The sequence below is a fragment of the Saccharopolyspora sp. NPDC045839 genome (assembly GCF_056431645.1).
In genome coordinates, this window is the sequence record NZ_JBWKKH010000039.1 from 63394 (window position 1) to 86295 (window position 22902).

Here is a 22902-nt window from a genome sequence, read left to right on the forward strand (position 1 = left end):
CTCACACCAGTTGGCCGGTGAACGCGTTCGGCGCCCCCTGCAGCTGCGACCGGATCTCCGGGGTGAGCATCTGGCCGACGCGCTCCACGAGCATGGTCATCTCGTAGGCGACCAGTCCCATGTCGCACTGCGGGGCGGCGAGCACGGTCAGGCAGGAGCCGTCGCTGATGCCCATCTGCAGCAAGGTGCCGCGCTGCATCTCGACGATCGTCTGAACCACTCGTCCAGCCTCGAAGCACTTCGCCGAGCCCTGAGTGAGGCTCAGCAGCCCAGAGGCGACCGCGGCCAGCTGATCGGCCCGGTCCCTGGGCAATTTCGCCGAGGCGGTCAGCACCAGGCCGTCGGCAGACACCACGATCGCGTGCGCCACACCGGCCACGCGCTCGGTGAAGTCAGTGATCAGCCAGCCGAACCTGCGGGAAATCATCTCCTGAGCAGTCATGCAACCTCCTGTTCGTTGCCGCGGTGATCACGCCTTCGCGCTGCGGAATCCATGTCAGCCCTCATCGGTTGCTCGATGCCGACCACGACTGATACCGCTCTGGAAGTCGGCCAGCCGACCGCGGAGTTGATCCGCGTCGCGCTGGAAGGGCTCGGCCTCGACCGGACTTTCGGCATTCGTCACGCTGCCCGGCACCAGGTGCGCCTTCGGGGTCCGGCGCGGCAGGCCTGCCTGGGTGAACGACGCCGGCTGCGGGTTCGCCGCGGCCTCCGCCGCCTCGCGCGCCTTGTCGGCGGCGAAGTTCCAGGCTTCCGCCCCGGAGGTGTCCGGGATCCAGGACGATCCGGCGGCCGCCGGGCCGTCCGATCCGGCCGGCTCCGTCCACGGGTCCTGTTGTGCAGGCTCCGACAACCAGGAACCCGCCCCGGAGGTCTCCGCGGGCGTTTCCACAGGCACGTCGGCCGGGTGCCCGAACTGGACACCGTTCTGGGCCAGCCGCCGGCTGATGTCCTCCGCGCTGCGGGAGGGCTTGTCGGCCGGCGGTTCCGGCTGCTGCTGCCCGCGCGGCACGCGGCGCGGCAGCCCGGACGAGGTGACCGACGGCTCCTCCGGCTGCCGGTCGTCCGGCGGGAAGTCCGCGCTCGACGGGAAGCCCGCCGGTTCGCCCTCCGCGTCGGGCCAGCCGAAATCGTCGGCGGCGGCCCGCTCCTTCGCGAACGGGTTCTCGCCGGCCGGCTGGAACCACTGGGTCGACGCCTCGGTGAACAGCGGCGCCTCCGGCGCGGGCCGTTCCTCGGGCGGCTCGGCATTCGGCCAGTCGACGCCCAGGTCCGAGGACACCGCGCGCGGCTGCTGCGGGATGTCGAGCGGCGCGTCGAAGAGGTGCTCCGTCGGCGATTCCTCCCGGGTGGGACCGGGCTCGAAGAGGCTTGCCGTCGCCGGTTCCTGCCACGGCGAGCTGTCCTGCGCCGGTTCGGGCTGCGCATTGCGGCGCGGCAGCACACCGGACGTCGGCAGGTCCGTGTGCGAGTGCCCGTTGCGCTGTCCCGGCGGCGCCGCCGTGGGCTGCAGGGCCGGCCCGGATTCGACCGAGACGACATGCTCGGCCGGGATCATCACGGTCGCCCGAACGCCCTCGACGTCCGGCCCGCCGTGCAGCTCGACGCCGACGCCGTGGCGAACCGCCAGCCGCCCGGCGACGTAGAGCCCCATCCGCCGCGAGGTGCCGAGGTCGTCCTCGTCCGCGGTGGCCAGCTGCTCGTTGGCCCGGGCGATCTCGTCGTGCCCCATGCCGATGCCCTGGTCCAGCACGTCGAGCACCACCGTGCCGTCGCCGGACTGGTAGCTGGACACCGTGACGGTCGTGTCCGGGGCGGAGAAGTTGGCCGCGTTGTCCAGCAGCTCGGCGACCAGCCGCACCAGGTCGCTGGCGGCGTGCCCGCGCAGTTTGACCGCCGGCGGCGGCTGCACGACGACCCGCGGGTACTGCTCGATCTCGGACACGGCGGCGCGCAGCACGTCCGCCATGTCGGTGGGCTGGGTGAAGCGGCGCGCCAGGTCGCTGCCCGAGAGGACCATCAGGTTCTCGTTGTTGCGCCGCATCCGGGTGGCCAGGTGGTCCAGCTGGAACAACCGCGCGAGCTGGTCCGGGTCTTCCTCGTCCTGCTCCAGCTGCTCGAACAGCCGCAGCTGCCGTTCCAGCAGGCTCTGGCTGCGCCGCGAGATGCTGATGAACACCTCGCCGTAGCCGCGCCGCAGGTCCGCCTGCTCCACCGCGAGCCGCAGCGCCTGCTGGTTCACCTCGTCGAAGGCGCGGGCCAGCTGGCCGACCTCGTCGGTGGTGTCCACCGGGAACGGCTCGACGACGGCGTCGGCGATCCGGCCCTGCCGGATGCTGGACACCGCCGCGGGCAGCTCGTACTCCGCGGCGTCCAGCGCGCTGCTGCGCAGGTCGCGCAGCGAGCCGAGCAGCTGCCGGGCGATCACGATGATGATCGCGGCGGCGGCGATCAGCGCGGACAGCAGCAGCACCGAGTCCCAGCCGGCGGCGTTGCTGGCCTCGTCCTCCAGCCGCGAAGCGGTGGCGCGGACGTCGGCCGCGAGGTCGTCGTGACCCTGGTCGATCAACGTGACCGAAGCTTCGGTGGCGGTGTTCCAGGCGTCGCGCTTCACCGAGAACTCGCCGGAGAAGACGTTGTCGGTGCTCTCGCGCACGATCGCGTCGAGCATCCGGTTGCGATCCACGATCGCCGGGGCGGTGAGCGTCTGGTCCAGCCGCTGCTGCCAGTACTCGGCGACGGTGGAACGAGCATCGCCGATCTTGCTGAGCAGACGGGCCCGCGAACCGCTCAGGTTCCCGAGCGCCACCGAATCGATGTCGGCCTCGGTCAGCCCGGTCAGCACCCAGGCCTGCTGCAACCGCACTTCCTCGGTCAGGCCCAGCATGTCCTGCAGCGCGGTCGCCGTGCTGGACAGGCTCCGGTCGGCGACGCTGCTGCTCAGCGCGCGGTCGAGGGCCAGCACCGAGTTGATCACGCGGGTGTAGTCACCGATCGCCTGGGCCGGGCTGATCCGGTGCTCGCGGATCTGCTGGCGGAGCTGCCCGAGCCCGTCCAGCAGGGGCCGGAGCTCGCCGTAGCGGTCGGCGATGACGCCGGTGTCGACGTCGGGCGAGGCCAGGATCTGCCCGAGATCGGCGACCGCCCGGTCCACCGCGGCGGCCGGCTCTTCGGCGGCGGCGAGGTCGCCGTCGCCGACCAGGAACTCGACGGAGCGGGTGCGCTCGTGCTGGACCCCGACGAGCAGCGGCTCGATCCGGTCGACCGCGTTCAGCACGTCCGCCACGCGGCCGTACTCGGCGGCGCGATCGACCTGCCACCGGATCTGCCCGATACCGAGCGTGATCGCGAAGATGACCGGCACCAGCACGACCGCGCCCAGCTTCGTCGGCAGCGACCAGTTGCGCCACTGCACGACTTTGTCGCGCACCCGCTCGGATCCACCCGCGGTCACGAGCGCCCTCCAGGCTGCGAGCTCGGGGCCTGGTGCAGGTCAATCAAGGTCTGGGCCCTCTCGGGCGAACAATGCGTTGGAGAACGGCGCATGCGTGCGGTCCCGCAATCGTCGTCTGGGCTGTCGGAAGTGAAATCCAGCCGCGGTCGAGCACCACCCGACGCCCGGAAACGGCTTACGGCACGGCACCGTATCAATGCGTGATCAGATTCACTCAGAGTAACCACGAGCGTCCCCGGTTGGCGCATTTCGAACACTGGTACCGAACCGTGACCTTCCAGATCGCGCGACTGTCTTTCAGTGCCCAAGCACTATAAGGCCCAGGACCGCGGATAGCACCGGGGGCTTTTTCCCATTCCGCTACGACAATCAGGCGGTGTAACACCGAGTGTTCGAACCCGACTCCGCGCCCGACTGCTTTTTCACTCGTTCAGCCTAGAGCGGGGTAATCCACTTTGGTCACGAGCAGCGCAAAAGACCTGGTCAACAAGATCACGAACGCCGAAGCCAGACCTCTGACCTGGCAATACCGGACAGTAACCAAGCGTCGACGACCGGCATCGCCGAGGCCCGCGAGCCGCTCCGCAACCGCCGAAACCACGTGGGGATCGCCACACTGTCGATCTCGCGCGACACATGGTTAGAATTCCCCGCCACCGCCAGGCCCTTCAGCCGAGCGGCCCACCGCGAAGTTCCAGGAAGGATGCATGAGCAACGCAACGCAATCCGCGCTGCGCGGCGGTCCCCGCGACCAGCCCGGAAATCCGCGGGTGGCCTTCGGTGGAATCGACAAGAGCTCCGTTCGCGCGACTAACGAACGTCCTGATTTCGCCGCTATCCAGCAGAGCCCTGAATTCCGCGACCTGCGCCGCCGACTGAAATGGTTCATTTTCCCGGCTACGGCGTTTTTCCTGATCTGGTACCTCGGGTACGTGGCGGTCGCCGCCTACGCCCGGGAATTCATGGCCCAGCCGCTCATCGGCGAGATCAACGTCGGCCTGGTCATGGGTGTCGGCCAGTTCGTCACCACCCTGGGCCTGACCACGCTCTACGTCCGGTTCGCCCGCCGCCGAATCGACCCCGAGGTCGACCGAATCCGACAGGACGCTGGGGAGTCCGACCAGTGAACGAACCGCAGCTGATCCCGGCCGACAACGCGATCATCAACACCAGCGTCTTCGCGGCGTTCGTGCTGATCACGCTGTTCGTCGTGTACCGGGTGAGCAACCGGGGCACCTCCAGCGACTACTTCGTCGCGGGCAGCTCGTTCAGCGGCGTGCAGAACGGCATCGCGCTCTCCGGTGACTACCTGTCGGCCGCGTCGTTCCTGGGCATCGCCGGAGCGATCGCGGTCTACGGCTACGACGGCTTCCTGTACTCCATCGGCTTCCTGGTCGCCTGGCTGATCAACCTGCTGCTGCTCGCCGAGCGCACCCGCAACACCGGCCGCTTCACCATGGGCGACGTGCTCAGCTTCCGGATGCGCCAGCGCCCGGTGCGGGCCGCGGCGGCGTCCTCGACGCTGGCCATCACGATCATCTACATGGTCGCCCAGATCGCCGGCGCGGGTGGCCTGGTCGCCCTGCTGCTCAACGTGCACGGCAAGTTCGGCCAGGCCCTGGTGATCGCCGCGGTCGGCGCGATCATGATGATCTACGTGCTGGTCGGCGGCATGAAGGGCACCACCTGGGTGCAGATCATCAAGGCCGCCATGCTGCTGCTGTCGGTATTGATGATCACGATCTTCCTGCTCGGCAAGTTCGGCTACAGCTTCACGAACCTGCTGCAGCACGCCGCCGAGAACAACCCGCACGGCCGCGACATCTTCGCCCCGGGCGTCCAGTACGGGAAGTCCGAACTGACCAAGCTGGACTTCGTGTCGCTGTCGATGGCCCTGGTGCTCGGCACCGGCGGCCTCCCGCACGTGCTGATGCGGTTCTACACCGTGCCCAACGCCCGCGAGGCCCGCCGCTCCGTGGTCTGGTCGACCTGGGTGGTGGCGACGTTCTACATCTGCACCCTTGTCATCGGCTACGGCGCGGCCGCGCTGGTGGGCACGGACGCGATCCTCGACGCGCCGGGCGCGGAGAACTCCGCCGCCCCACTGCTCGCCTACCGGATCGGCGGCACGGTGCTGCTGGGCATCATCGCCGCGGTCGCCTTCGCCACGATCCTGGCGGTGGTGGCGGGGTTGACGCTGACCGCATCGGCGTCGTTCGCGCACGACATCTACGCCAACGTGATCCGCCGCGGCGACATCGACTCGGACTCCGTGGTGCGGGTGGCCCGGTTGACGGCGCTGGTGATCGGCGTGGCCTCGATCCTCGGCGGCATCCTCGTCATCGGGCAGAACATCGCGTTCCTGGTCGGCCTGGCGTTCGCGTTCGCCGCCTCGGCGAACCTGTCCACGCTGCTGTACTCGCTGTTCTGGAAGCGGTTCAACACCACCGGCACGCTGTGGGGCATCTACAGCGGGCTCGGCTCCTGCCTGCTGCTGGTGATCTTCTCGCCGGTGGTGTCCGGTTCGCCGGACTCGATCATCCCGAGCGTGGACTTCGCCTTCTTCCCGCTGAAGAACCCGGGCATCGTGTCCATCCCGGTTTCGTTCATCTGCGGCATCATCGGCACCTTCGTCGGCAAGGACTCGGTCGACGACGACCGCCAGGCGGAGATGGAGGTCCGCGCCCTGACCGGCATCGGCTCCCGAGCCGGCTGACGCCGACTGGATTCCCTTCGGGAACGGCCCCGGGACCTCGGTGTCCCGGGGCCGTCTTCGTCTGCACGCACCGCAGTGGTGGCCCGACCGGTGCTAACCCACAGGTGGGCTCCGCCGTGCGCCCGATCGCCATGGGTCACCGGCCGTCCGGTCCCCGTGCTCGATTGCGCTCTACCCAATCGGATACTGCCGGGCGGCCGCAATTCTCCATAAAATGGAACTGCCCGCCAACGGGGCGCTTCGGCAATAGCAGGGGGCAATGGGAAGCGGTCCGGCGGGCGAATCGGGGGGTATTCCATGCGAACGGTTCGCAATGCACTGCTCGCTGCGGTCACCGCCGCCGTCCTGCCCATGTCCGGGCTGGGCACCCAGGTCGTCACCATCGCGGCCGAAGTCAAGAACGGCCTGGTCGAGCTGGTCCAGAAAGCTTCCCGCGGCCGGTCGGGCGACTTCCGCGAGCCCGGGGTGCTGATCCGCTCGGCGCCCGATACCGGCAGCGCCGCACGCGGCGTGGGAAATCCCGGCGACGACGTCAGCATTCGCCAGGCGGCCCGCGGGGAATCCGTCCGCTGCCCGGACGGATCCGCGAATTCGGAATGGTTCGACATCACGAATCGCCGCACCCGCGTCAGCGGATTCGTCAGCGGCTGCTTCCTGTGATCGAGTCGCATTCGGCCGCCGGGAATGGGCGGGTCAGAAATCCTGATCAGATCCGCGCAGCCCGGCCGGCCGCAACCGACGCAGGCGCACGTGCCGCGCGAGCCTGATCACCGGCCGCACCGCGAGCTCGCAGCTGCCCAGCAGGAACAGCCAGGTGCCCGCGGTCACCGTGGACTCGTGGAAGAACAGGAGGCTGCCGACGGCGAACCAGACGGCGATCAGGAAGTCGTTGACGATGCTGATGACCTCGTACCGCCGCCGGATCAGCAGCTCCTCGCGCCCGATCCGCAGCACCAACGGGCCCGACTCGGCCGGATCTCGCATGATCCGATTGTCCGCGAGCCGGGCGAACTCCGCAGGTCAGCAGCGCTAGCCGACGGCAGCGGCGGCCGCTCGCCCGGCCTGCCGGCCGGAGAACAGGCAGCCGCCGAGGAACGTGCCCTCCAGGGCCCGGTACCCGTGCACACCGCCGCCGCCGAAGCCCGCGACCTCCCCGGCCGCGTAGAGCCCGGGCAGCGGCTCGCCCGAGTCCCGCAGGACCCGGCCGGACAGGTCGGTCTCCAGCCCGCCCAGCGTCTTGCGGGTCAGGATGGACAGCCGCACCGCGATCAGCGGCCCGGCGGCCGGGTCCAGCAGCCGGTGCGGCTCGGCGACCCGGATCATCCGGTCGACCACGTAGCGGCGGGCCGCGCGGATGGCGATGACCTGCTCGTCCTTGCCCAGCCCCGACTCGACCTGGCGGTCCCGGGCGACGATCTCGCGTTCCAGCGCGGCCGCGTCGATCAGCGGCTCGCCGACCAGGTCGTTCATCCCGCGCGCCAGCTCCGGCACGGTGCGCCGGACGACGAAGTCGGAGCCGCGGCGGACGAACTCGGCGACCGGCCCCGGCGTGGCACCGCCGCCGCGCTGCAGCAGCTTGCGGATGCTGCGGTCGGTCAGGTCCGGGTTCTGCTCGGAGCCGGACAGCGCGAACTCGCGGCTGATGATGCGCCGGTTGAGCACGAACCAGGTGTAGTCGTGGCCGGTCCGCACGATGTGCTCCAGCGTGCCGAGGGTGTCGAAGCCCGGGAACAGCGGCGAGGGCAGCCGGCTGCCCTGCGCGTCCAGCCACAGCGACGACGGCCCGGGCAGGATCCGGATGCCGTGCTTGCTCCAGATCGGCGCGTAGTTGCGGATTCCCTCGGTGTAGTGCCACATCCGGTCCGGGTTGATGATGTGCCCGCCCGTGCGGGACACCACCTCCAGCATCCGCCCGTCCACGTGGTCGGGCACGCCGGCGATCATCTCCTTGGGCGGCTCGCCGTAGCGCTCGGGCCAGTTCCGGCGCACCAGGTCGAAATTCCCGCCGATGCCGCCGGACGCGACGACCACGGCCTGCGCGTGCAGCTCGAAATCGCCTGCCACGTCGCGAGAACTCGGCTGACCGCGCTCCACCGCGCTCGGCACGAGCACTTCGCCGCGCACGCCGGTCACCGCTCCGCCGCTGGTGATCAGCTCGCTGACGCGGTGCCGGAACCGGAACGTCACCAGGCCGCGCTCGGCGGCCTCCCGCACGCGGCGGATGAACGGGGCGAGCACCCCGGGGCCGGTACCCCAGGTGACGTGGAACCGCGGCACGGAGTTGCCGTGCCCGGTCGCCAGGTGGCCGCCGCGCTCGGCCCACTGCACCAGCGGGAAGAACCGCACGCCCTGCTCGACCAGCCAGGAGCGCTTCTCCCCGGCGGCGAAGTCCACGTAGGCCTCCGCCCACTGCCGGGGCCAGTGGTCCTCGGGCCGGTCGAACCCGGCGGAGCCGAGCCAGTCCTGGAGGGCCAGCTCGTGGGAGTCGCGGACGCCCAGCCTGCGCTGTTCCGGGGAGTCCACCAGGAACAGGCCGCCGAACGACCAGTGCGCCTGGCCGCCCAGGGAGGCTTCGGGTTCCTGGTCGACCAGCACGACCCGGCGGCCCGCGTCGGCCAGCTCGGCGGCGGCGACCAGGCCGGCCAGGCCGGCGCCCACCACGATGACATCAGCGTCCAACGTCACTGCCGACCTCCGCACTACCGAGTGGTAACCGAGTGCCTGTATACCGCAGTCGGGGACGCTCCGACAGCCCGTCCGGCCGATCGCCGCGGCGCCGCGACATTGCGCGTAGGCGCGGAATTCCACCCGGTCGGGGTGTATCCAGCAAATTCGCTGGCATTTCGATCCAGGCTTCGGGAATCTTGTTTTCAGCGAGCCGATTTCGGTCGCGATCCACTCATTATCCGCCCATGAAAGGGTTTTAGCATGTCCAAGTGCGCTTCTTCCGCCGCACCGCGCCGAATCGCGATCCGCTCGTCCGCCCGGCGAGAGACCTGGCGAAGCGGTCTCCGGAGAATAGTCGTCCCGGTGCTGTCCGTCCTCGCCGCGATCGCGGTCGGTGCAGGCGGAGCATACGCAGCACCACCGGAAAGTCCTTGTCCCTCAGGGTCTTTCTGCACTTGGCCGGAGGAGAACTTCACCGGCCGGTCGCACGAGGTCGGCCTCCAGGCGACCTCGTTGGAGCAGTGCGTCCGGCTCCAGCCTGGCGCGGAGGCGCGGTCCTTCGCGAACAACACCGGCCGCCCGGTGACGGTCTACCAGGATCCCGACTGCGACACCGAAGCGGAATTCAGCACGTATCCAACAGGTTCCCAGAATCCACGGGCGACTTACGTCGCGCGAGCAATCAAGATCTGGTCGCACTGACCGGCGAGAGCCTGCCTCGACACGCAATTCGCTGCACAGGCGGAATCTCAGACGCCGTCGACGACATCCCGTTCGCGCATTCACCGATGCGCAGCGCCGATGTCGTCCCCCGAGACGACGCCTGAGAACCCGCCGCAGAAACCACGCGCAGCACCGATTCCCGGCAGGAACTCAGCGGACCAGGTCCCGCATCAGCTCCAGCAGGCGTTCGGCGGAGTTGGCCCAGGTGAACTTCGCCGCCTGACCGCGAGCCGCGGCGATCAGATCCGCACGCGTCCGGGGATCCTCCACGGCACGCACCGCGGCGGCGAAGTCCTTCGACGACCCCGGGTCGAAGAACCTCGCGTGTCCCCCGGTCACCTCGTGGAAGATCTCCAGGTCGCTGCAGACCACCGGCGTCCCCGCGTTCATCGCCTCGATGATCGGCAACCCGAAACCCTCGTCCCGCGAAGCGGTCACCAAGGCGCTCGCCCTGCCGAGCAGCGCCTGGTAGTCGCTTTCGTTGATGCCATGCCAGAAAACGACATCGGCGTCCGGAGGCAGCTGCGCGCGCAATTCCGCCTCGCGCGCGGCTGCGATCCGGCTGACCAGGTGCAACCGGTGTTCCGGAAGGAGAGCCATGCCCACGATCAACGTTTCCACGTTCTTGTACGGCATGAAGGAGCCCATGTACACGAGCTCCCGCGGCCCACCCGGCTCCGCACCGGAATCGGCGCCGGGCTCCACGTTGCCGGCCCCGTCCCCCGACGACGGAGACGGTGCATTGTGGACAACCGTCACCGAGCGCCGGGTGAGCCGGTGTTCCTCGATGAGCTTGCGGGTCGTCTCGCTGACCGTGACCACCGCGTCCGCCCGGTTGAGCATGACCCGCTGCGGCCAGAACGCCTTGTGGTAGAGCCGCCACGCGATGCGCACCGGCAGCGGCAGGAAACCCGGCGGCTGCGGGTGCCGGTAGTAGATCAGGTCGTGCAGCGTGAGGACGAGCCGGTAGTCGCGCCGGAACCCGCCGATCACCTGCATCGGGCTGAACACGACATCCGCACCGAGCCGGTTGAGCGTTCGGGAAAGCCACAACTCCCGCGGCGAGAAGGGGCTGTTGACCTTCACGTGCGGAACCCCGGACGGCAGCAGCCGCAGCTGCCGCTCGTCATGGATCAACATCGTCACCGGATGGAGGTGGTGCAATGCCTCGATCAAGCTCGCGCCGAAGCGGCTGATCCCGTCGTGCTGATCGGTTCGCGTCCAACGCGCGTCGACGAAGACGTTCATCGTCGCCGCCCCGGCCTCGCCCGAACGCTGGCCGGAGGTACCGCTCCCGTGCTGCCCGACGCCGGTCATGGCGTTCCGAGGAATCGTCGAATCGCTTCGGCCGCCGGTTCCGGCGTCTCGTAGTGCACCAGGTGGCCGACGTTCGGAATCACCACGAGTTCGGCGTCCGAGAACCGAGCCGCCAGCGCCCGCTGGCCGGCCAGGGGCGCGATCTCGTCGGACTCCCCCGCGATCAGCAGGGTCGGCATCCCGAGCTCGGCGACGTGGTCCGCGACGGTGTGCGTCACCGAAGCCTCGAAGGTCTCGCTGAGCAGCGCCGGGCTGTGGAAGCGGCTGAAGTACCGCAGGTGGTTCTCGTCGATGAACCCGCGCAGCTGCTTGTCCTTCGTCCGCGTCATCGCCCGGCTCGCGGCGAGCACGACCCACCTGTTGCTCAGCAACGAGTGCCCGGCCCGGAGCGGCAGCCGCTTGCCCAGCGTGTAGTAGGCGGAGGTCAGCCCGGACAGCACCACGCGAGGCCCGCGCAGCGCGGGCGTCGCGATCGGGTTGATCAGCACCAGGCGCCGGACGAGTTCCGGCGAGGCGGCGGCGACGCGCGACGCCACGATCGAGCCGAAGGAGTGCCCGACCAGCACCACCGGCCGGGTTCGGCCGCCGAGCCGCTCGATGAGTTCGGTGATGACGTGCGCGTAGCCGGCGACGTCATGCCGTCGCCCGGTCATCGGCCCGGAGTCCCCGAACCCGGGCAGGTCCGGGATCACGACGCGCTGGTCCGGCAGGCCCGCCGCGACGAGTTCCAGGCCGTGGTGGGTACCGCGCAGGCCGTGCACCATCACCACCGTCTCGGCTGCGTCAACCGGTTCGGTCGACGCGACCGGCGCGGTGGAACCGCTCTCGGCGAGGTGGTCGCGGTAGACCCAGTAGTGCAGCTCGGCGCCGCTGATGTGCTCCACCCGCTCCGCGGGCTGGAGTTCCGGGACGATCATGGTGGGTCAGCTCGCCAGCTCGGTGCGGATCTCGTCGAGCTCGACGGTGCTCTCCGGGTCCGTCACGTGGTGGTAGATCGCCTCGAACCGGCCCAGGATCTCGTCGATGTCGTGACGGGACACAAACCGCTCGCTGGCCGCGCCCATCCGGTCGATCGTCGCGCGATCGCTGATCACGTCGTCGATCGCCCGGGCCAGGGCGTGCACGTCCCGCGGCGGGTAGAGCCAGCCGTTCTCGCCCGGCTGCACGAGGTGCGGCAAGGCCATCGCGTTGGCCAGCACCACCGGGGTGCCCGCCGACATGGCTTCCATGGTGGCCAGGCTCTGCAGCTCGGCGATGCTGGGCATGCAGAACAGGTCCGCGCGGGCGTAGGCGTCCAGGAGTTCGTCATCGCTGAGGAATCCGTGGAAGTGCACCCGGTCGGCGATGCCGAGTTCCACCGCGAGCTGCTCGAAGGCGTCGCGACGGCTGCCGTTGCCGACGATCTCCAGCCGCGTCGGGACCTCGGTGCGCAGCAGTGCCATGGCCCGCAGCAGGTCGTCGATGTGCTTCTCCTCGTCGAGGCGCCCGACGAACAGCACGGTGCGGGTGGCGGGGTCGGGGTGCTGCTTGCGGTAGCTCCGGGCTCGCCGCCGGTACCGCTCGACGTCGATGCCGCAGGAGACCGGCAGCGCCAGGTCGGTGAACCCGTTCTCCTGCAGCAGCTGGACTGCGCGCGGGGTCGGCGCGGTGACGAGCTGCGCCTTCCCGTAGTGCTTGACCAGGTTGTGCCACAGCAGCCGGCCGGCCGCCTGCTGGAGGAACTCCGGGACCTTGAAGTAGCCGAAGATGTTCTCCGGCATGAAGTGGTTGGTGGCGATCAGCCCGATGTCCCGGCGGCGCGCCGAGTTGATCAGGCCGCGGCAGATGAAGAAGTGCGACTGCACGTGCACGACGTCGGGCTGGATCTCGGCGATCAGCCGGTCCGCCTGGCGGGCCTGCCAAGGGAGGAGGCCCCGGATCGACGGGTGGAACGGCGAGCTGTAGGAGGCGACGCGGTGCACGGTCACGCCGTCCTCGACCTCGGAGCGCGACTCCCGGTCCGTCGAGTGGCAGACGACGTGCACGTCGTGGCCGCGACCGGACAGCCCGGTCGCCAGGCGGTGGCCGAAGTTCGCCGCCCCGTTCACGTCGGGGGGGTAGGTGGTCGCGCCGACCACGATCCGCATCGGGCGCCTGCTGGGCGGTTGCGAAGTCAAGTGGAACTCCCGTCAGGACGATCTGTCGAACTCGGTCCGGCAAGATCACTGCTGCCGTTCGAAGTGTTCGGTGAGGTCGCAGTGGTCACGGTGGTCGAGGGGAGCGCAGCGGCGTCGGGCTCGCTCCGTTCCTGGGTGTCGGGGTGGTAGCGGGCCAGCGCGAAGACGCCCGCGCAGGCCACGACGGCGCACAGGCCCTCGCCGACGGCGGTCCAGGCGCTGACCTGATCGGCCTCGCCGAGCAGGCCGATGCCCAGCCCCACCGCCACCAGCGGGTCGATCACGGTCAGGCAGGCCACCACGAGGTCCGGCGGGCCGCTGGCGTATCCGTGCTGCAGCAGCCAACCGCCGACGACCATCGCGACGACGATGCCGAGCAGCGGAAGCGGGTTGATGTCCAGCAGCTCGGTCGTGCCCAGCTGCTGAGCCACCGCCCGCATCAGCACCGACACGTACCCGTACGCCACCGCGCAACCGGCGGCGAAGAGGACGCAGCGGGCCTTCGAGCGGGTCAGCATCGCGAGCACGCCCACCGCCAGGATCGCGCCGGCCACCAGCTGCGTCGCCAGCAGCTGCTCGTCACCGGCGATCGGGGTGGCCGTCGCGCTGCCCGCGGCGAGGAAGACGAAGGCACCGACGCCGCCGGTGGCCGCGACCACCGACAGCGCAACGCTGGGCTTGAGGTCCCGGGCGGTGATGCCCTGCTGCCTGAGGTTCAGCAGGACGGTGATCGGCAGCGCCAGCACGCCGACCGGCTGCACCACGCTCAGTGGTGCCAGGCCGAGCGCGCAGGCGTGCAGGATGGTGCCGCTGCCGAGCGCGGCGAGGCCGACCAACCAGCGGGGGTTGCGGATGAGCTGGGCCTGGCTGCGGAGGCCGAGCCCGCGGCCGTCCATCGCGTCGTGCACAGCGGCGTGCTGCAGCCTCGCCCCCACGGCATAGCCGCAGGCCCCCAGTGCGGCGAGCAGTACCGCGAGCGCAGTCATCGTGGACCACGTCCCGCGACGGTGGCCGGATGGTGCTGCACGACCGGATCAGTCCTCTTCACCAGGCTGCGGGAACGTTCGGCTACCGAACACCCTAGTGCGCGATCCATGTCACGTCCCGCTTTCGAGCCCCGCGGCGTCCGCCGCGTCGGCCTGCTACCAGTATCGGGCTCGGAACCCGCCGATTCCCGCCTTCGCTGTCCGTCCACACCGCTCAATCTCGCGTCTCGCGAGTCCGACTCACATCCGGGGCCGGACCCCCAATTTCCCTGAGACGTTCCGGGTTCGCACCCTGGGGCGTCCGCCGGGCCCCCAGGCCACGACGCCCCGGCACCGACCCCAGCAACCTTCCGGACCTGCGCAAACACACTGCGGCACCGACCCGGCCAACTCTCCGGGTAACCCGCACGCACATCCCGGCCCACCCGGCGGGCATTACAGCAAAGCACGGAATTTCGTCGGCTCGTGAAACGCCAGACGAATATGTGCGAACCGATCCGGTGAACGAAAGTCGACCGCCAGGAGAAACAAGCGGAATGAACCCAACCGGTTTCAGAATCGTTGCACTCGCGCACGATGGAGGCGCGCCGGACGCACCTCGCGCGTGCGCTTCTGCACTGTCCGCCGGATCCACGTGCACGACTGTAGAACAACGTCGCTGAGGACTTTGCCAGCAACACATCCCGACTCGCCCGGAGGCCAACGACGGCGCCTGGACCGCAAAGCCGCGCAATATCGATGCGCCGCCGAAAACACCCCGTCAGCAGGGAAATCGGAAACAATGAAGATCAACTAATCGTCGCGGAAACGGTGACGAATGCGACATCGCGACAACATCACGCCCCGCAAACCGTTCGCACACCGAAACAAATCGGTCACGACCCGTGATCAAATTCGGCTCATCCTCGGGGCCGAAGGCCGATGTGCGCTCGTCCGGGTGAGACGATGCACCCGTGGCTGCCGACTCTGATGTCTCCCAGCACGGCCGGACCGCGAAGCCGGAGCACCCCGCCGACGCCGACGAACGCAACGTGTTCGGCGCCAAGGCAGCCGTAGTGGCCGCATTGCTGGGCGGCGCGCTGCTGACCGCGCTCGCCGCGACGGCCTACACCGCAGTCGGCACCATCCCCGGCCTCGCCGACCCGCCGCCGCTCGTGCACTTCGGCTTGCCCGTCGTCCGGGCCGTGCTCGACATCGCGGCGCTCGGGACCGTCGGCCTGAGCCTGCTGCCGAAGCTGCTGGGCTTCGACCGCCCGAAGCACACCGAGCCGGTCATGGCGCTGGCCCGGCGGGTCACCGTGATCACCTCGCTGATCTGGATGCTCAGCGCCCTGGTCTCGCTGGTCCTGCACGCCGCGGAGCTCAGCCCCGGTCGTCCCGTGACCACCCAGCTGCTGATCGACTACGTCGCGAACGTGCCGGCCGGCCCCGGCCTGCTCGCCAGCGCCGGCGCCGGGCTGGTGTGCGCGGTGCTGGGCCTGCTCGCGGTCCGGTTCGGCGAGAGCGTCCCGGCTGAACTGCGCACCATCATCGCGCTGCTCGGCCTGCTCCCGATGCCGCTGACCGGCCACGCCACGGACTGGCAGTACCACGACTTCAGCATGATCTCGATGGAACTGCACGTGATCGGCGCAGCGATGTGGACCGGCGGTCTGGCCGCGATCGCGCTGTTCGTCGCCCCTCGCCGCGGGCTGCTCGCCGAGGCCCTGCCGCGGTTCTCGAAGCTCGCGACCATCGCGATCTTCGTGGTCGGCGCCTCCGGGTTGTTCAACGGCCTGATGGTGCTGATCATCACGCCGACCGTCGGCCTGCCCGGCCTGATCAACACCGGCTACGGCCAGATCATCCTGGCCAAGACCGGCTGCCTGGTGCTGCTGGGCATCGTGGCCTCGCAGATGCGATTCCGCCTGCTGCCCCGCATCGCGCGCCACCAGCGCGCCGCGTTGATCGGCTGGGCCGCTGCCGAGGTCGGCGTGATGGGTATCGCCTACGGCTTGGGCGTCGTGCTCTCCCGCGCCCCGGTCATCGTCTGACCGCGCGACAGCAGCCGGCGCCCGCGCTCGGTTTCGACCAGGTACGAGATGCCCCACCACACCGCGGCGAACATGACCACCGTGTACAGCACCGACCAGTAGTCGACCGGCGGCGCGGCGATGTAGGTCTGCTGCGCCCGCAGGGCGAGGTACGCCACCGCGGTCACGATCGCCGCCCCGGCGAACGGCCGGATGCGCGGCGCCAGCCGGAACGACAGGTCGATCGCCACCGCCCCGGCGAGCAGGAAGAACGGCACGGTCGAGATCGGGAAGTCCGCCGCCGCCAGCAATCCCCAGGCCACGCAGCGGAAAACGAGGTAGCCGGCGGTGATGGTGGTCGCCGTCCAGCGGCGCCCGACCAGCTGCCGGGCCAGCAGCAGCGTGCCCAGCCCGGTCATGACCGCCCAGGTCGGGTAGACCCAGTCCGGCACCGGGAGCGTGAAGGACTCGACGGCGATCCAGTCCAGCGGCCGCCCGAGGTCGTCGGCGGCGAACTGCAGCAGGATGTCCTCGGCGTAGGGCGTGCCGCGCTCCCACGCCGCCAGCCCGAGCACGCCGTATTCCTGGTGCTGGTTGAGGAACAGGAAGTTGTCCAGCACCGTGAACCAGAGGAAGCAGGTGATCGGGTAGTAGTACCGGTCGCCGCCGCCGTAGCGAGCCCAGCCGCGGAGCAGGCCGACGCTCATCAGCCCGGTACCGAGGTAGAGCAGGGCGTGCGACGGGCTCCACGCGGTGATGTCCAGCCCGTTGATCCGGTGGTTGATCACGTCCAGCGGCGCGGCGACCAGAAAGATGCCCAGCCCCCACTGCATCCAGCGCAGCGTGGCGCGATCGGCGCCGATGCCGGTGTAGGTGTGGAAGACCACCAATCCGATCACGATCACGGTGCCGACCGTGTTGATCATGTGCGGTGGCGCGAGGTCGTCGCGTAGCCACCGGAAATGCCAGCAGATGTCCCAGGTGGCGCCCGCGATCTTGAGCGCCATCGCGATCACCCACCAGCGATAGAGCGCGATCACGAGTTCCGGGGGAGCCTCCCGACCCGGCTCACCACGCGTCCAGTGGCTTCGGACCAGCTCAGCTGTACCCGCCATCGCGTTCACCTCCACCTTGCGCGATGTTCACGCGAAAAACGGTAGTCGGTACTGATCGCGAGTGTGCGGCAACGACGTACGCGGCAGTAACGTTTTGGGCAATTCGCCGGAAAAGAGCACGTCGGCAGAGCCCCGGACGCCCGTCACGAGGACCGCCAGGGCTCCGCCGGGAGAACGGCACCGTCTCAGCGCGGGATCTTCAGCACCTGGCCGACGTAGATCAGGTCCGGATCGGCGATGCCGTTGACCCGCGCGATCTCCCGCCAGTCGACGCCCAGCTTCTGCCCGATCTCGGAGAGCGTGTCGCCGGGCTGCACGACGTAGGTCTCCGCCGGCGGCGGAGGTGGTGGCGGAGGCGGCGGGGCACCGGCCCCGGTGAGCACCTCCAGCGGGACCAGCGAGACGTTCACGTCGGTGTCGCCGGCGATTCCCGGAACCTTCCCGTCCGACGCGTGCTGGTGGATGGCGACCCGGTCGGTGAGGTAGCCGGGCTCGCCCGGCGGGCGCCCGTAGTGCGCGACCCACAGGAACACGCCGGGGTCGACCCAGGTCTCCGGCGCGAGCTTGCTCTGGAACCAGGACGTCGAGGCGTAGACCACGATCTCGTGCCGCCCGGTGTGCCCGCGGACCGCGTCGATGAACCCCTTGACCCAGCCGCCGAGGTTCGGCGCGTCGGTCTCGATGTCCAGGCACGGCGGCAGGTTGCCCGCCGCGCTGGAGTTCAGCCGCGCCAGCTGGGCGGCGAAGTCGGCCGCGTCCTGCTGCGGCGAATTCGTGTCCGGGCGGGCGAAGTGGTAGAGCCCGGTGACCATCCCGGCGCCGCGGGCGCCGGCCAGCTGGGCGTCCAGCGTCGGGCTCACATATCCGATTCCCTCGGTCGCCTTGATGTACGTGAACGCATATCCGGCGCCGCGAACCGCCCCCCAGTCCGGTTCCCCCTGATATCGCGCGACGTCAATGCCCGGAATTCGCTCGGCCATGATCAACCCCCTGACTTCGGCCTTTCTGCAGTTGCCAAACTATCGAAGTCGGGCAAAGGGGCAGTCCCGCCGTTCAGGTCAAGATCCCCACCCGATTGGTCGATATCTGCGCGATGCGTAACGGATTCGTGGCGCCGTGAATTACCCGAATCGGGGTGCATCTAGCCGTGACAAGACCTATTCGGCGCAGTCGTCCGTCACTCGATCCGCTGGTCGAGGCAGTCGATCGGGGCAACCGGAGCATCCGCCGCGCCGCAGGTCACGAAGTCCCCCGACGGCGGAAAATCGACCGTGCGGGCAACCTCGCCAACGGCCGGACGTCTTCAGGAACAGCAGAGCAAATACCGACGACCCCGCCCGCGAGGCCGGGGACGGGAGGTGGTCACCGTGACCCCGAACCGATTGCGGATTTTCGGCTCGCGGACGCTCCAGGCGTCCGGGGCCCTGCTGATCGCCGGGCTGATGGCGGGCTGCGGAGCGCACAGCGCGCAAACCGCGCAGACCGGCCAGGTATTCACGGCACCGGAGCAGAAGGTCCAGCCGGCACCACCGGCGACGAGCACGGATGCGCGACCGGATCCCCAAGCTTCCGAGGCGGCCGGGAACGGCCCCGCCACGGGCGGCAGCACGACGCCGGCCTCGTCGCCGGGGCGCGTCCAGCCGAAGAAGGTGGAGCGCTGCCACACCTCGATGCTCACGGGCTCGGTGGAGGGCGCCGAAGCCGGAGCGGGCCAGCGCTACGCCGAGCTGGTGCTGCGCAACTCCAGCAACGAGACTTGCACGCTCTACGGCTACGGCGGGATGCAGCTGGTCGATGCCTCCGGCCAGGCGGTGCCCACCAAGATGGAGCGGACGCCGAACCCCGGCCCGAGCCTGATCACGCTGGCGCCCGGCGAGTCGGCCCGCGCGACGCTGCACTGGACGGCCGTCCCGCACGAGGGCGAGCCGACGGACGGCCCCTGCCAGCCGACTCCGGTGCGCGCGCAGGTCATCCCGCCGGACGAGACCGACGCGCTCCCCGTCACCTGGAACGTGGGCCCGGTCTGCGGGTTCGGCAGCATCGACAACAGCGCGTACCACCAGTGACGGCAGCGCGGCTTCGCGCGGAATCGGCGCTCCCGCACCGGGAGCCGGTCGATTTCGCGCGAAATCGCCGTTCGGCGGGGAAGGGCCGGGGTTGGCCCGACCGGATGAGGTGTGCTGGGGTGGCGGCATGATCGAGTCAACGGATCGAGTGGTCAGCGGACGGCACGGCGAGCTGGCGGTGCGCGAGTGGTCGGGGACCAACCCCGGCTGGATCGCGCTGGTCGTGCACGGCTACGGCGAGCATTCCGGCCGGTACCAGTGGGTCGCGGAGCAGCTGGTCGGCGCCCGCGCGCTGGTCTACGCCCCGGACCACATCGGGCACGGCCGCTCCCCCGGCGACCGGGTCTACTTCGAGGACGCCGAGACGATCGTTGCCGATCTGGAGGAGCTCCGCAGGCAGGTCACCGCCGAGCACCCGGACCTGCCGGTCGTCCTCATCGGTCATTCGATGGGCGGGATGCTCGCCGCCCGCTACGCGCAGGAGCACCAGGAGCACCTGGCGGCGGTCGTGCTGTCCGCGCCGGTGCTGGGCACCTGGCACATGCTGGACCTGCTGGAGCACGACGAGATCCCGGAGGCCCCGATCGATCCGGCGATCCTGTCCCGCGACCCCGATGTCGGCGCGGCGTACGTCGCCGATCCGCTGGTCTGGCACGGCCCGTTCAAGCGCGCCACGCTGCAGGCCATCGACGAGTGCCTGCTGGCCATCAACGACGGGCCGGTGCTGGACCGGCCGACGCTGTGGGTGCACGGCGAGGACGACGAGCTGGTGCCGGAGGCCGACACCCGCACCGGCATCGACCGGATTCGCGGCGGCGAGTTCCACGAGCACATCTACCCGGGCGGCCGCCACGAGCTGTTCAACGAGATCAACAAGACCGAGGTGATGAACGACGTCCTCACCTTCATCGGCCGCGAACTGAACTCGTGACCACTGGCCTCCGCGCGATTTCGCAAGGACAAAGCCGGGGCACGCGGATCATGCCCGAAAATGAAGGATCATTAATAGTGGGCGCCAAATAATCTCGATCATTACCTGTTCAGGTGAGGCGTGTCGCTTGCGCAGTTGCAGCCCAAGCGCTCCACGGGCAGCTTGAGGATTGCCGACGGGGGGTCGGCGCCTCCGGGCGAGGCGGAGCGAGCGAGGTGGCCATGAACGTCGAGCGCGCACAGGACCTGATCGGCACTCCGGTGTTCGACCGCAACGGCGACCGCGTCGGCCGGGTCGGGAACGTCTACGTCGACGACGTGACCCACCAGCCGGAGTGGGTCACCGTCCGGATCGGCGTGTTCGGCGTCAAGGAGACCTTCGTGCCGCTGGCCGGCGCGACCACCGAGGAGAACCGCCTCGACCTGCGCGTCTCCAAGGACCGGGTGCGCAACGCCCCGCGCATCGAGGCCGAGCACGGCCACCTCTCCGACCAGGAAGGCCGCGACCTCTACCACTACTACGGCCTGGACCAGGGTGAACAGCCCGCCGAGGCCGAGCAGCAGCCCTGACGAGAAGACACCTGAGGTTCCGCCACCTGCACCGCCACGCAGACGAGCCTGGAACAGGCCTAGTTCCTGGCGTGGTGCTCGGCGATCTCGTCGCTGGTGGTCAGCCACACGCCCGCGTGGCCGGTGATGTACTCCAGCGCCTGGTCCAGGTACTTGGCCCGGAACGGCTGGCCGATGACGAACGGGTGCAGCGCCAGCGACATCACTCGCCCGCTGTCCGCCGACTCGGCGTAGAGCTGGTCGAACTGGTCCTTGACCGCCTGCAGGAAGTCCGGGCCGCTCACCCCGGTGCCCACGAACATCGTCACGTCGTTGAGCTCGGTCTGGTACGGCACGCTGAGCAGGCCGGGCACGTTCAGCCGGTACGGCTGGTCGTCGTTGCTCCAGTCCAGCACGTACCGGAGGCCGAGTTCCGCGAGCAGCTCCGGCGTGTGGAACGTTTCGGTCAGCCCCGGCCCCATCCACCCGCGCGGGCGGGTGCCGGTCGCGGCCTCGATGGTGTCCACCACGTCCCGCAGGTAGGCGCGCTCCTCGTCGACCGGCATGTCCGCCTGCAGGATCGAGTTGTTCTTGCCGTGCGCCAACCAGGCCCAGTCGCGCTGCTTGCCCGCGTCGATGATCTGCGGGTTGTGCTCGGTGACGTCGGAGTTCAGCAGCACGCTGGGGCGGATGCCGTGCCGGTCGAAGATGTCCACCAGCCGCCAGATGCCGACCCGCGGGCCGTAGTCCCGCCAGCCGTAGTTCAGCGGGTCGGGCGCCAGGTCCCTGGTCCCGGCGAAGATGCTGGTGGACGGCCGGTCGATCTCGTAGTGCTCGACGTTGAGGCCCACGTAGAACGCCAGCCGGGCGCCGTCCGGCCACCGCACCGGGGCGCGGTCGACGATGGGGCTGTAGTCGAAGAGCTGGTTGTGCACTGCCGCCTCCTGATCGGGCTGCCCGCGGCGGGTTTTCCCTGCTATCGCGGCGTTTTCCGGGTGTTGCGGCCATGCTCCAACCATCACATCAGTGTGAGGGTCAAACGGGTCGGTTGTGTCGTCGGACACAAGCCGTCCGCCCGCGCGTCGCGACTTCACCTGATCATCCGTTCGACGTTCCGGTTCAGTGCGCGAGAATGCTTCTCGCGATGGCTGAGAACACCGAGCTCGAATTGCTGATCACCGTTGTCGTCGCGGCCGACGACGAGACCGCCGCCCGCGCCGCCTGCCGCGGCCTGGTGCGGCGGATCGACGGCCGGATCGTGGCGTCCGGGGACTGCTCCGACGAGGAGCCCGGCTGCTGGTCGGTCACGATCAGCCGGGCCAGCGCGGAAACCGCGCAGCACGTGGCCGGGTTGTCCCGAGCGGTGCGCAACTTCCTGCGCGAGCTCGGGCCCGACTACGCCAGGCACCGGGTGTCCTGCGAGCCGCCGACGGCGTGGACGGTGGTGGAGCACCCGGAGCTGGTGGGCGATCTGGTCGCCGGCGGCGAGCGGCTGCTGGTCGAGGCGTGGTCCGGCGGGTCGATCCTGTTCGGCAGGTCCGACCCCGGCGACCCGGACGAGCCGCCGGCGGAGGTGCCGGAGGGCATCGGCGACCTGGACGAGAGCGGCAACCCGCGCCCGCGGCTGCGGCTGCTCGTGGACGTGGTCACCGAGCGGCGGGCGGGCGCGGAGTGGCCGGCGCGGGCGGTGGCCAGCCGCCTGTCGCACACGGCCGCGATCATCGAGTATTCGGTGGATCCGCCGCTGGTCCGGGTCGCGATGGACCTCGGGCCGGCGCTGGGCGACCTGCCGGAGATCGTGCTCGGCGCGATTTCGGCCCTCGGCGGCAACGGCTGGTCGCGGCTGCGCGTCGACGAACACCGCGCCACCGCCCGGTGGTCGGCAGCGCCGACGCCGCCGTCCGGCGTCGCGGCGATCGAGGTGTCCGCCGTCGAGGCCGAAGCCGACGAACCTCAATCCACAGTGGGCACCACGGACCGCGGCTGACCGGCGTCCGGCCGCAGTTTCAATGGAAACCGCAACCGCACTCCGTCGGCGTGTCGTGACCCCGACACGCCGTCAGCTGTGGAGAACTCCCGCAATTTCAGGCTCTTGTGACTGGTCCGTGGGTGTTCAGGCGCGTCCGGGGAGGGTTGGGGGCTGGCCGCCGAGGGCGAGCATGGCCAGGGCGATGAGTGCTTCGGGGCTTCGGAAGCCGAACGCGATGCGGG

20 protein-coding genes are annotated in these 22902 nt (G+C 69.7%); 9 read left to right on the forward strand and 11 right to left on the reverse strand.

From position 1 onward, the window contains the following. Position 1: 1 nt before the first annotated feature. Together AC07EQ_RS36755 and AC07EQ_RS36760 are read right to left on the reverse strand one after the other, a co-directional pair. Entirely contained in the window at positions 2 to 442 is a 441-nt protein-coding gene (locus AC07EQ_RS36755) for a roadblock/LC7 domain-containing protein (RefSeq protein WP_358578166.1), read from the reverse strand. A gap of 54 nt (positions 443 to 496) precedes the next feature. Then, positions 497 to 3454: a nitrate- and nitrite sensing domain-containing protein gene (locus tag AC07EQ_RS36760; RefSeq protein WP_478392423.1), complete on the reverse strand. Its 2958-nt coding sequence runs from the start codon at positions 3452 to 3454 to the stop codon at positions 497 to 499. Positions 3455 to 4161: 707 nt separating this feature from the next. Between AC07EQ_RS36760 and AC07EQ_RS36765 the strand changes: the two genes are divergently transcribed. The 3 genes from AC07EQ_RS36765 to AC07EQ_RS36775 all read left to right on the forward strand — a co-directional run bounded on the left by AC07EQ_RS36765 (position 4162) and on the right by AC07EQ_RS36775 (position 6830). Continuing rightward, positions 4162 to 4581 (forward strand): DUF485 domain-containing protein, encoded by a 420-nt coding sequence (locus AC07EQ_RS36765; RefSeq protein ID WP_478392424.1) that lies wholly within the window; start codon positions 4162 to 4164, stop codon positions 4579 to 4581. Further along, on the forward strand, positions 4578 to 6170 hold the full coding sequence (locus AC07EQ_RS36770) for a solute symporter family protein (protein ID WP_478392425.1): 1593 nt from the start codon (positions 4578 to 4580) through the stop codon (positions 6168 to 6170). The genes AC07EQ_RS36765 and AC07EQ_RS36770 overlap by 4 nt, the downstream gene beginning before the upstream one ends. Before the next feature lie 297 nt (positions 6171 to 6467). Next, positions 6468 to 6830, forward strand: a complete 363-nt coding sequence (locus AC07EQ_RS36775) for a hypothetical protein (RefSeq protein WP_478392426.1) — start codon at positions 6468 to 6470, stop codon at positions 6828 to 6830. Positions 6831 to 6863: 33 nt separating this feature from the next. On the opposite strand, the gene AC07EQ_RS36780 is transcribed toward AC07EQ_RS36775, so the two are convergent. Both AC07EQ_RS36780 and AC07EQ_RS36785 read right to left on the reverse strand, forming a co-directional pair. Continuing rightward, positions 6864 to 7154 (reverse strand): YrhK family protein, encoded by a 291-nt coding sequence (locus tag AC07EQ_RS36780; RefSeq protein WP_132488424.1) that lies wholly within the window; start codon positions 7152 to 7154, stop codon positions 6864 to 6866. 45 nt (positions 7155 to 7199) lie between these two features. After that, a complete protein-coding gene (locus AC07EQ_RS36785) occupies positions 7200 to 8855 on the reverse strand; it encodes an FAD-binding dehydrogenase (protein ID WP_478392427.1) in 1656 nt (551 codons plus the stop codon). Between the two features lie 243 nt (positions 8856 to 9098). Between AC07EQ_RS36785 and AC07EQ_RS36790 the strand changes: the two genes are divergently transcribed. Continuing rightward, complete coding sequence (locus tag AC07EQ_RS36790; protein ID WP_478392428.1) at positions 9099 to 9539, forward strand: peptidase inhibitor family I36 protein; 441 nt, start codon at positions 9099 to 9101, stop codon at positions 9537 to 9539. Positions 9540 to 9710: 171 nt separating this feature from the next. Here AC07EQ_RS36790 and AC07EQ_RS36795 read toward each other — a convergent pair whose 3' ends face one another. From AC07EQ_RS36795 to AC07EQ_RS36810, 4 genes are read right to left on the reverse strand one after another with little or no spacing between them, the layout of a single operon-like run. Next, on the reverse strand, positions 9711 to 10877 hold the full coding sequence (locus AC07EQ_RS36795; protein WP_478392429.1) for a glycosyltransferase family 4 protein: 1167 nt from the start codon (positions 10875 to 10877) through the stop codon (positions 9711 to 9713). Then, positions 10874 to 11794 carry an alpha/beta fold hydrolase gene (locus tag AC07EQ_RS36800; RefSeq protein ID WP_478392430.1) on the reverse strand — a complete coding sequence of 307 codons (921 nt, stop codon included), beginning with the start codon at positions 11792 to 11794 and terminating at the stop codon, positions 10874 to 10876. Before AC07EQ_RS36800 ends, AC07EQ_RS36795 begins: the two co-directional genes overlap by 4 nt. Before the next feature lie 6 nt (positions 11795 to 11800). Beyond that, the gene (locus tag AC07EQ_RS36805) at positions 11801 to 13033 is read right to left on the reverse strand and encodes a glycosyltransferase (protein ID WP_478392431.1); all 1233 of its coding nucleotides are present in this window, start codon (positions 13031 to 13033) and stop codon (positions 11801 to 11803) included. After that, entirely contained in the window at positions 13030 to 14019 is a 990-nt protein-coding gene (locus AC07EQ_RS36810) for a DMT family protein (RefSeq protein WP_478392432.1), read from the reverse strand. Before AC07EQ_RS36810 ends, AC07EQ_RS36805 begins: the two co-directional genes overlap by 4 nt. A 953-nt stretch (positions 14020 to 14972) precedes the next feature. Between AC07EQ_RS36810 and AC07EQ_RS36815 the strand changes: the two genes are divergently transcribed. Continuing rightward, on the forward strand, positions 14973 to 16052 hold the full coding sequence (locus AC07EQ_RS36815; RefSeq protein ID WP_478392433.1) for a copper resistance D family protein: 1080 nt from the start codon (positions 14973 to 14975) through the stop codon (positions 16050 to 16052). Here the strand turns inward: AC07EQ_RS36815 and AC07EQ_RS36820 are convergent. Then, entirely contained in the window at positions 16007 to 17146 is a 1140-nt protein-coding gene (locus AC07EQ_RS36820) for a hypothetical protein (protein ID WP_478392434.1), read from the reverse strand. The two genes, AC07EQ_RS36815 and AC07EQ_RS36820, sit on opposite strands and share 46 nt — an antisense overlap. 185 nt (positions 17147 to 17331) lie before the next feature. Further along, positions 17332 to 18126, reverse strand: coding sequence for a GH25 family lysozyme (locus AC07EQ_RS36825; protein ID WP_478392435.1), 795 nt, complete (start codon positions 18124 to 18126; stop codon positions 17332 to 17334). Between the two features lie 387 nt (positions 18127 to 18513). On the opposite strand from AC07EQ_RS36825, the gene AC07EQ_RS36830 reads away from it, so the two are divergent. From AC07EQ_RS36830 to AC07EQ_RS36840, 3 genes are all read left to right on the forward strand, one after another. Beyond that, on the forward strand, positions 18514 to 19212 hold the full coding sequence (locus AC07EQ_RS36830) for a DUF4232 domain-containing protein (protein WP_478392436.1): 699 nt from the start codon (positions 18514 to 18516) through the stop codon (positions 19210 to 19212). Between the two features lie 127 nt (positions 19213 to 19339). Further along, positions 19340 to 20143, forward strand: coding sequence for a lysophospholipase (locus tag AC07EQ_RS36835; protein ID WP_478392437.1), 804 nt, complete (start codon positions 19340 to 19342; stop codon positions 20141 to 20143). A gap of 221 nt (positions 20144 to 20364) precedes the next feature. Further along, positions 20365 to 20712: a PRC-barrel domain-containing protein gene (locus AC07EQ_RS36840; RefSeq protein WP_478392438.1), complete on the forward strand. Its 348-nt coding sequence runs from the start codon at positions 20365 to 20367 to the stop codon at positions 20710 to 20712. Between the two features lie 59 nt (positions 20713 to 20771). On the opposite strand, the gene AC07EQ_RS36845 is transcribed toward AC07EQ_RS36840, so the two are convergent. Continuing rightward, the gene (locus AC07EQ_RS36845) at positions 20772 to 21626 is read right to left on the reverse strand and encodes a polysaccharide deacetylase family protein (RefSeq protein ID WP_478392439.1); all 855 of its coding nucleotides are present in this window, start codon (positions 21624 to 21626) and stop codon (positions 20772 to 20774) included. Between the two features lie 209 nt (positions 21627 to 21835). On the opposite strand from AC07EQ_RS36845, the gene AC07EQ_RS36850 reads away from it, so the two are divergent. Next, the gene (locus tag AC07EQ_RS36850) at positions 21836 to 22678 is read left to right on the forward strand and encodes a hypothetical protein (protein WP_478392440.1); all 843 of its coding nucleotides are present in this window, start codon (positions 21836 to 21838) and stop codon (positions 22676 to 22678) included. Positions 22679 to 22902 lie beyond the last annotated feature (224 nt).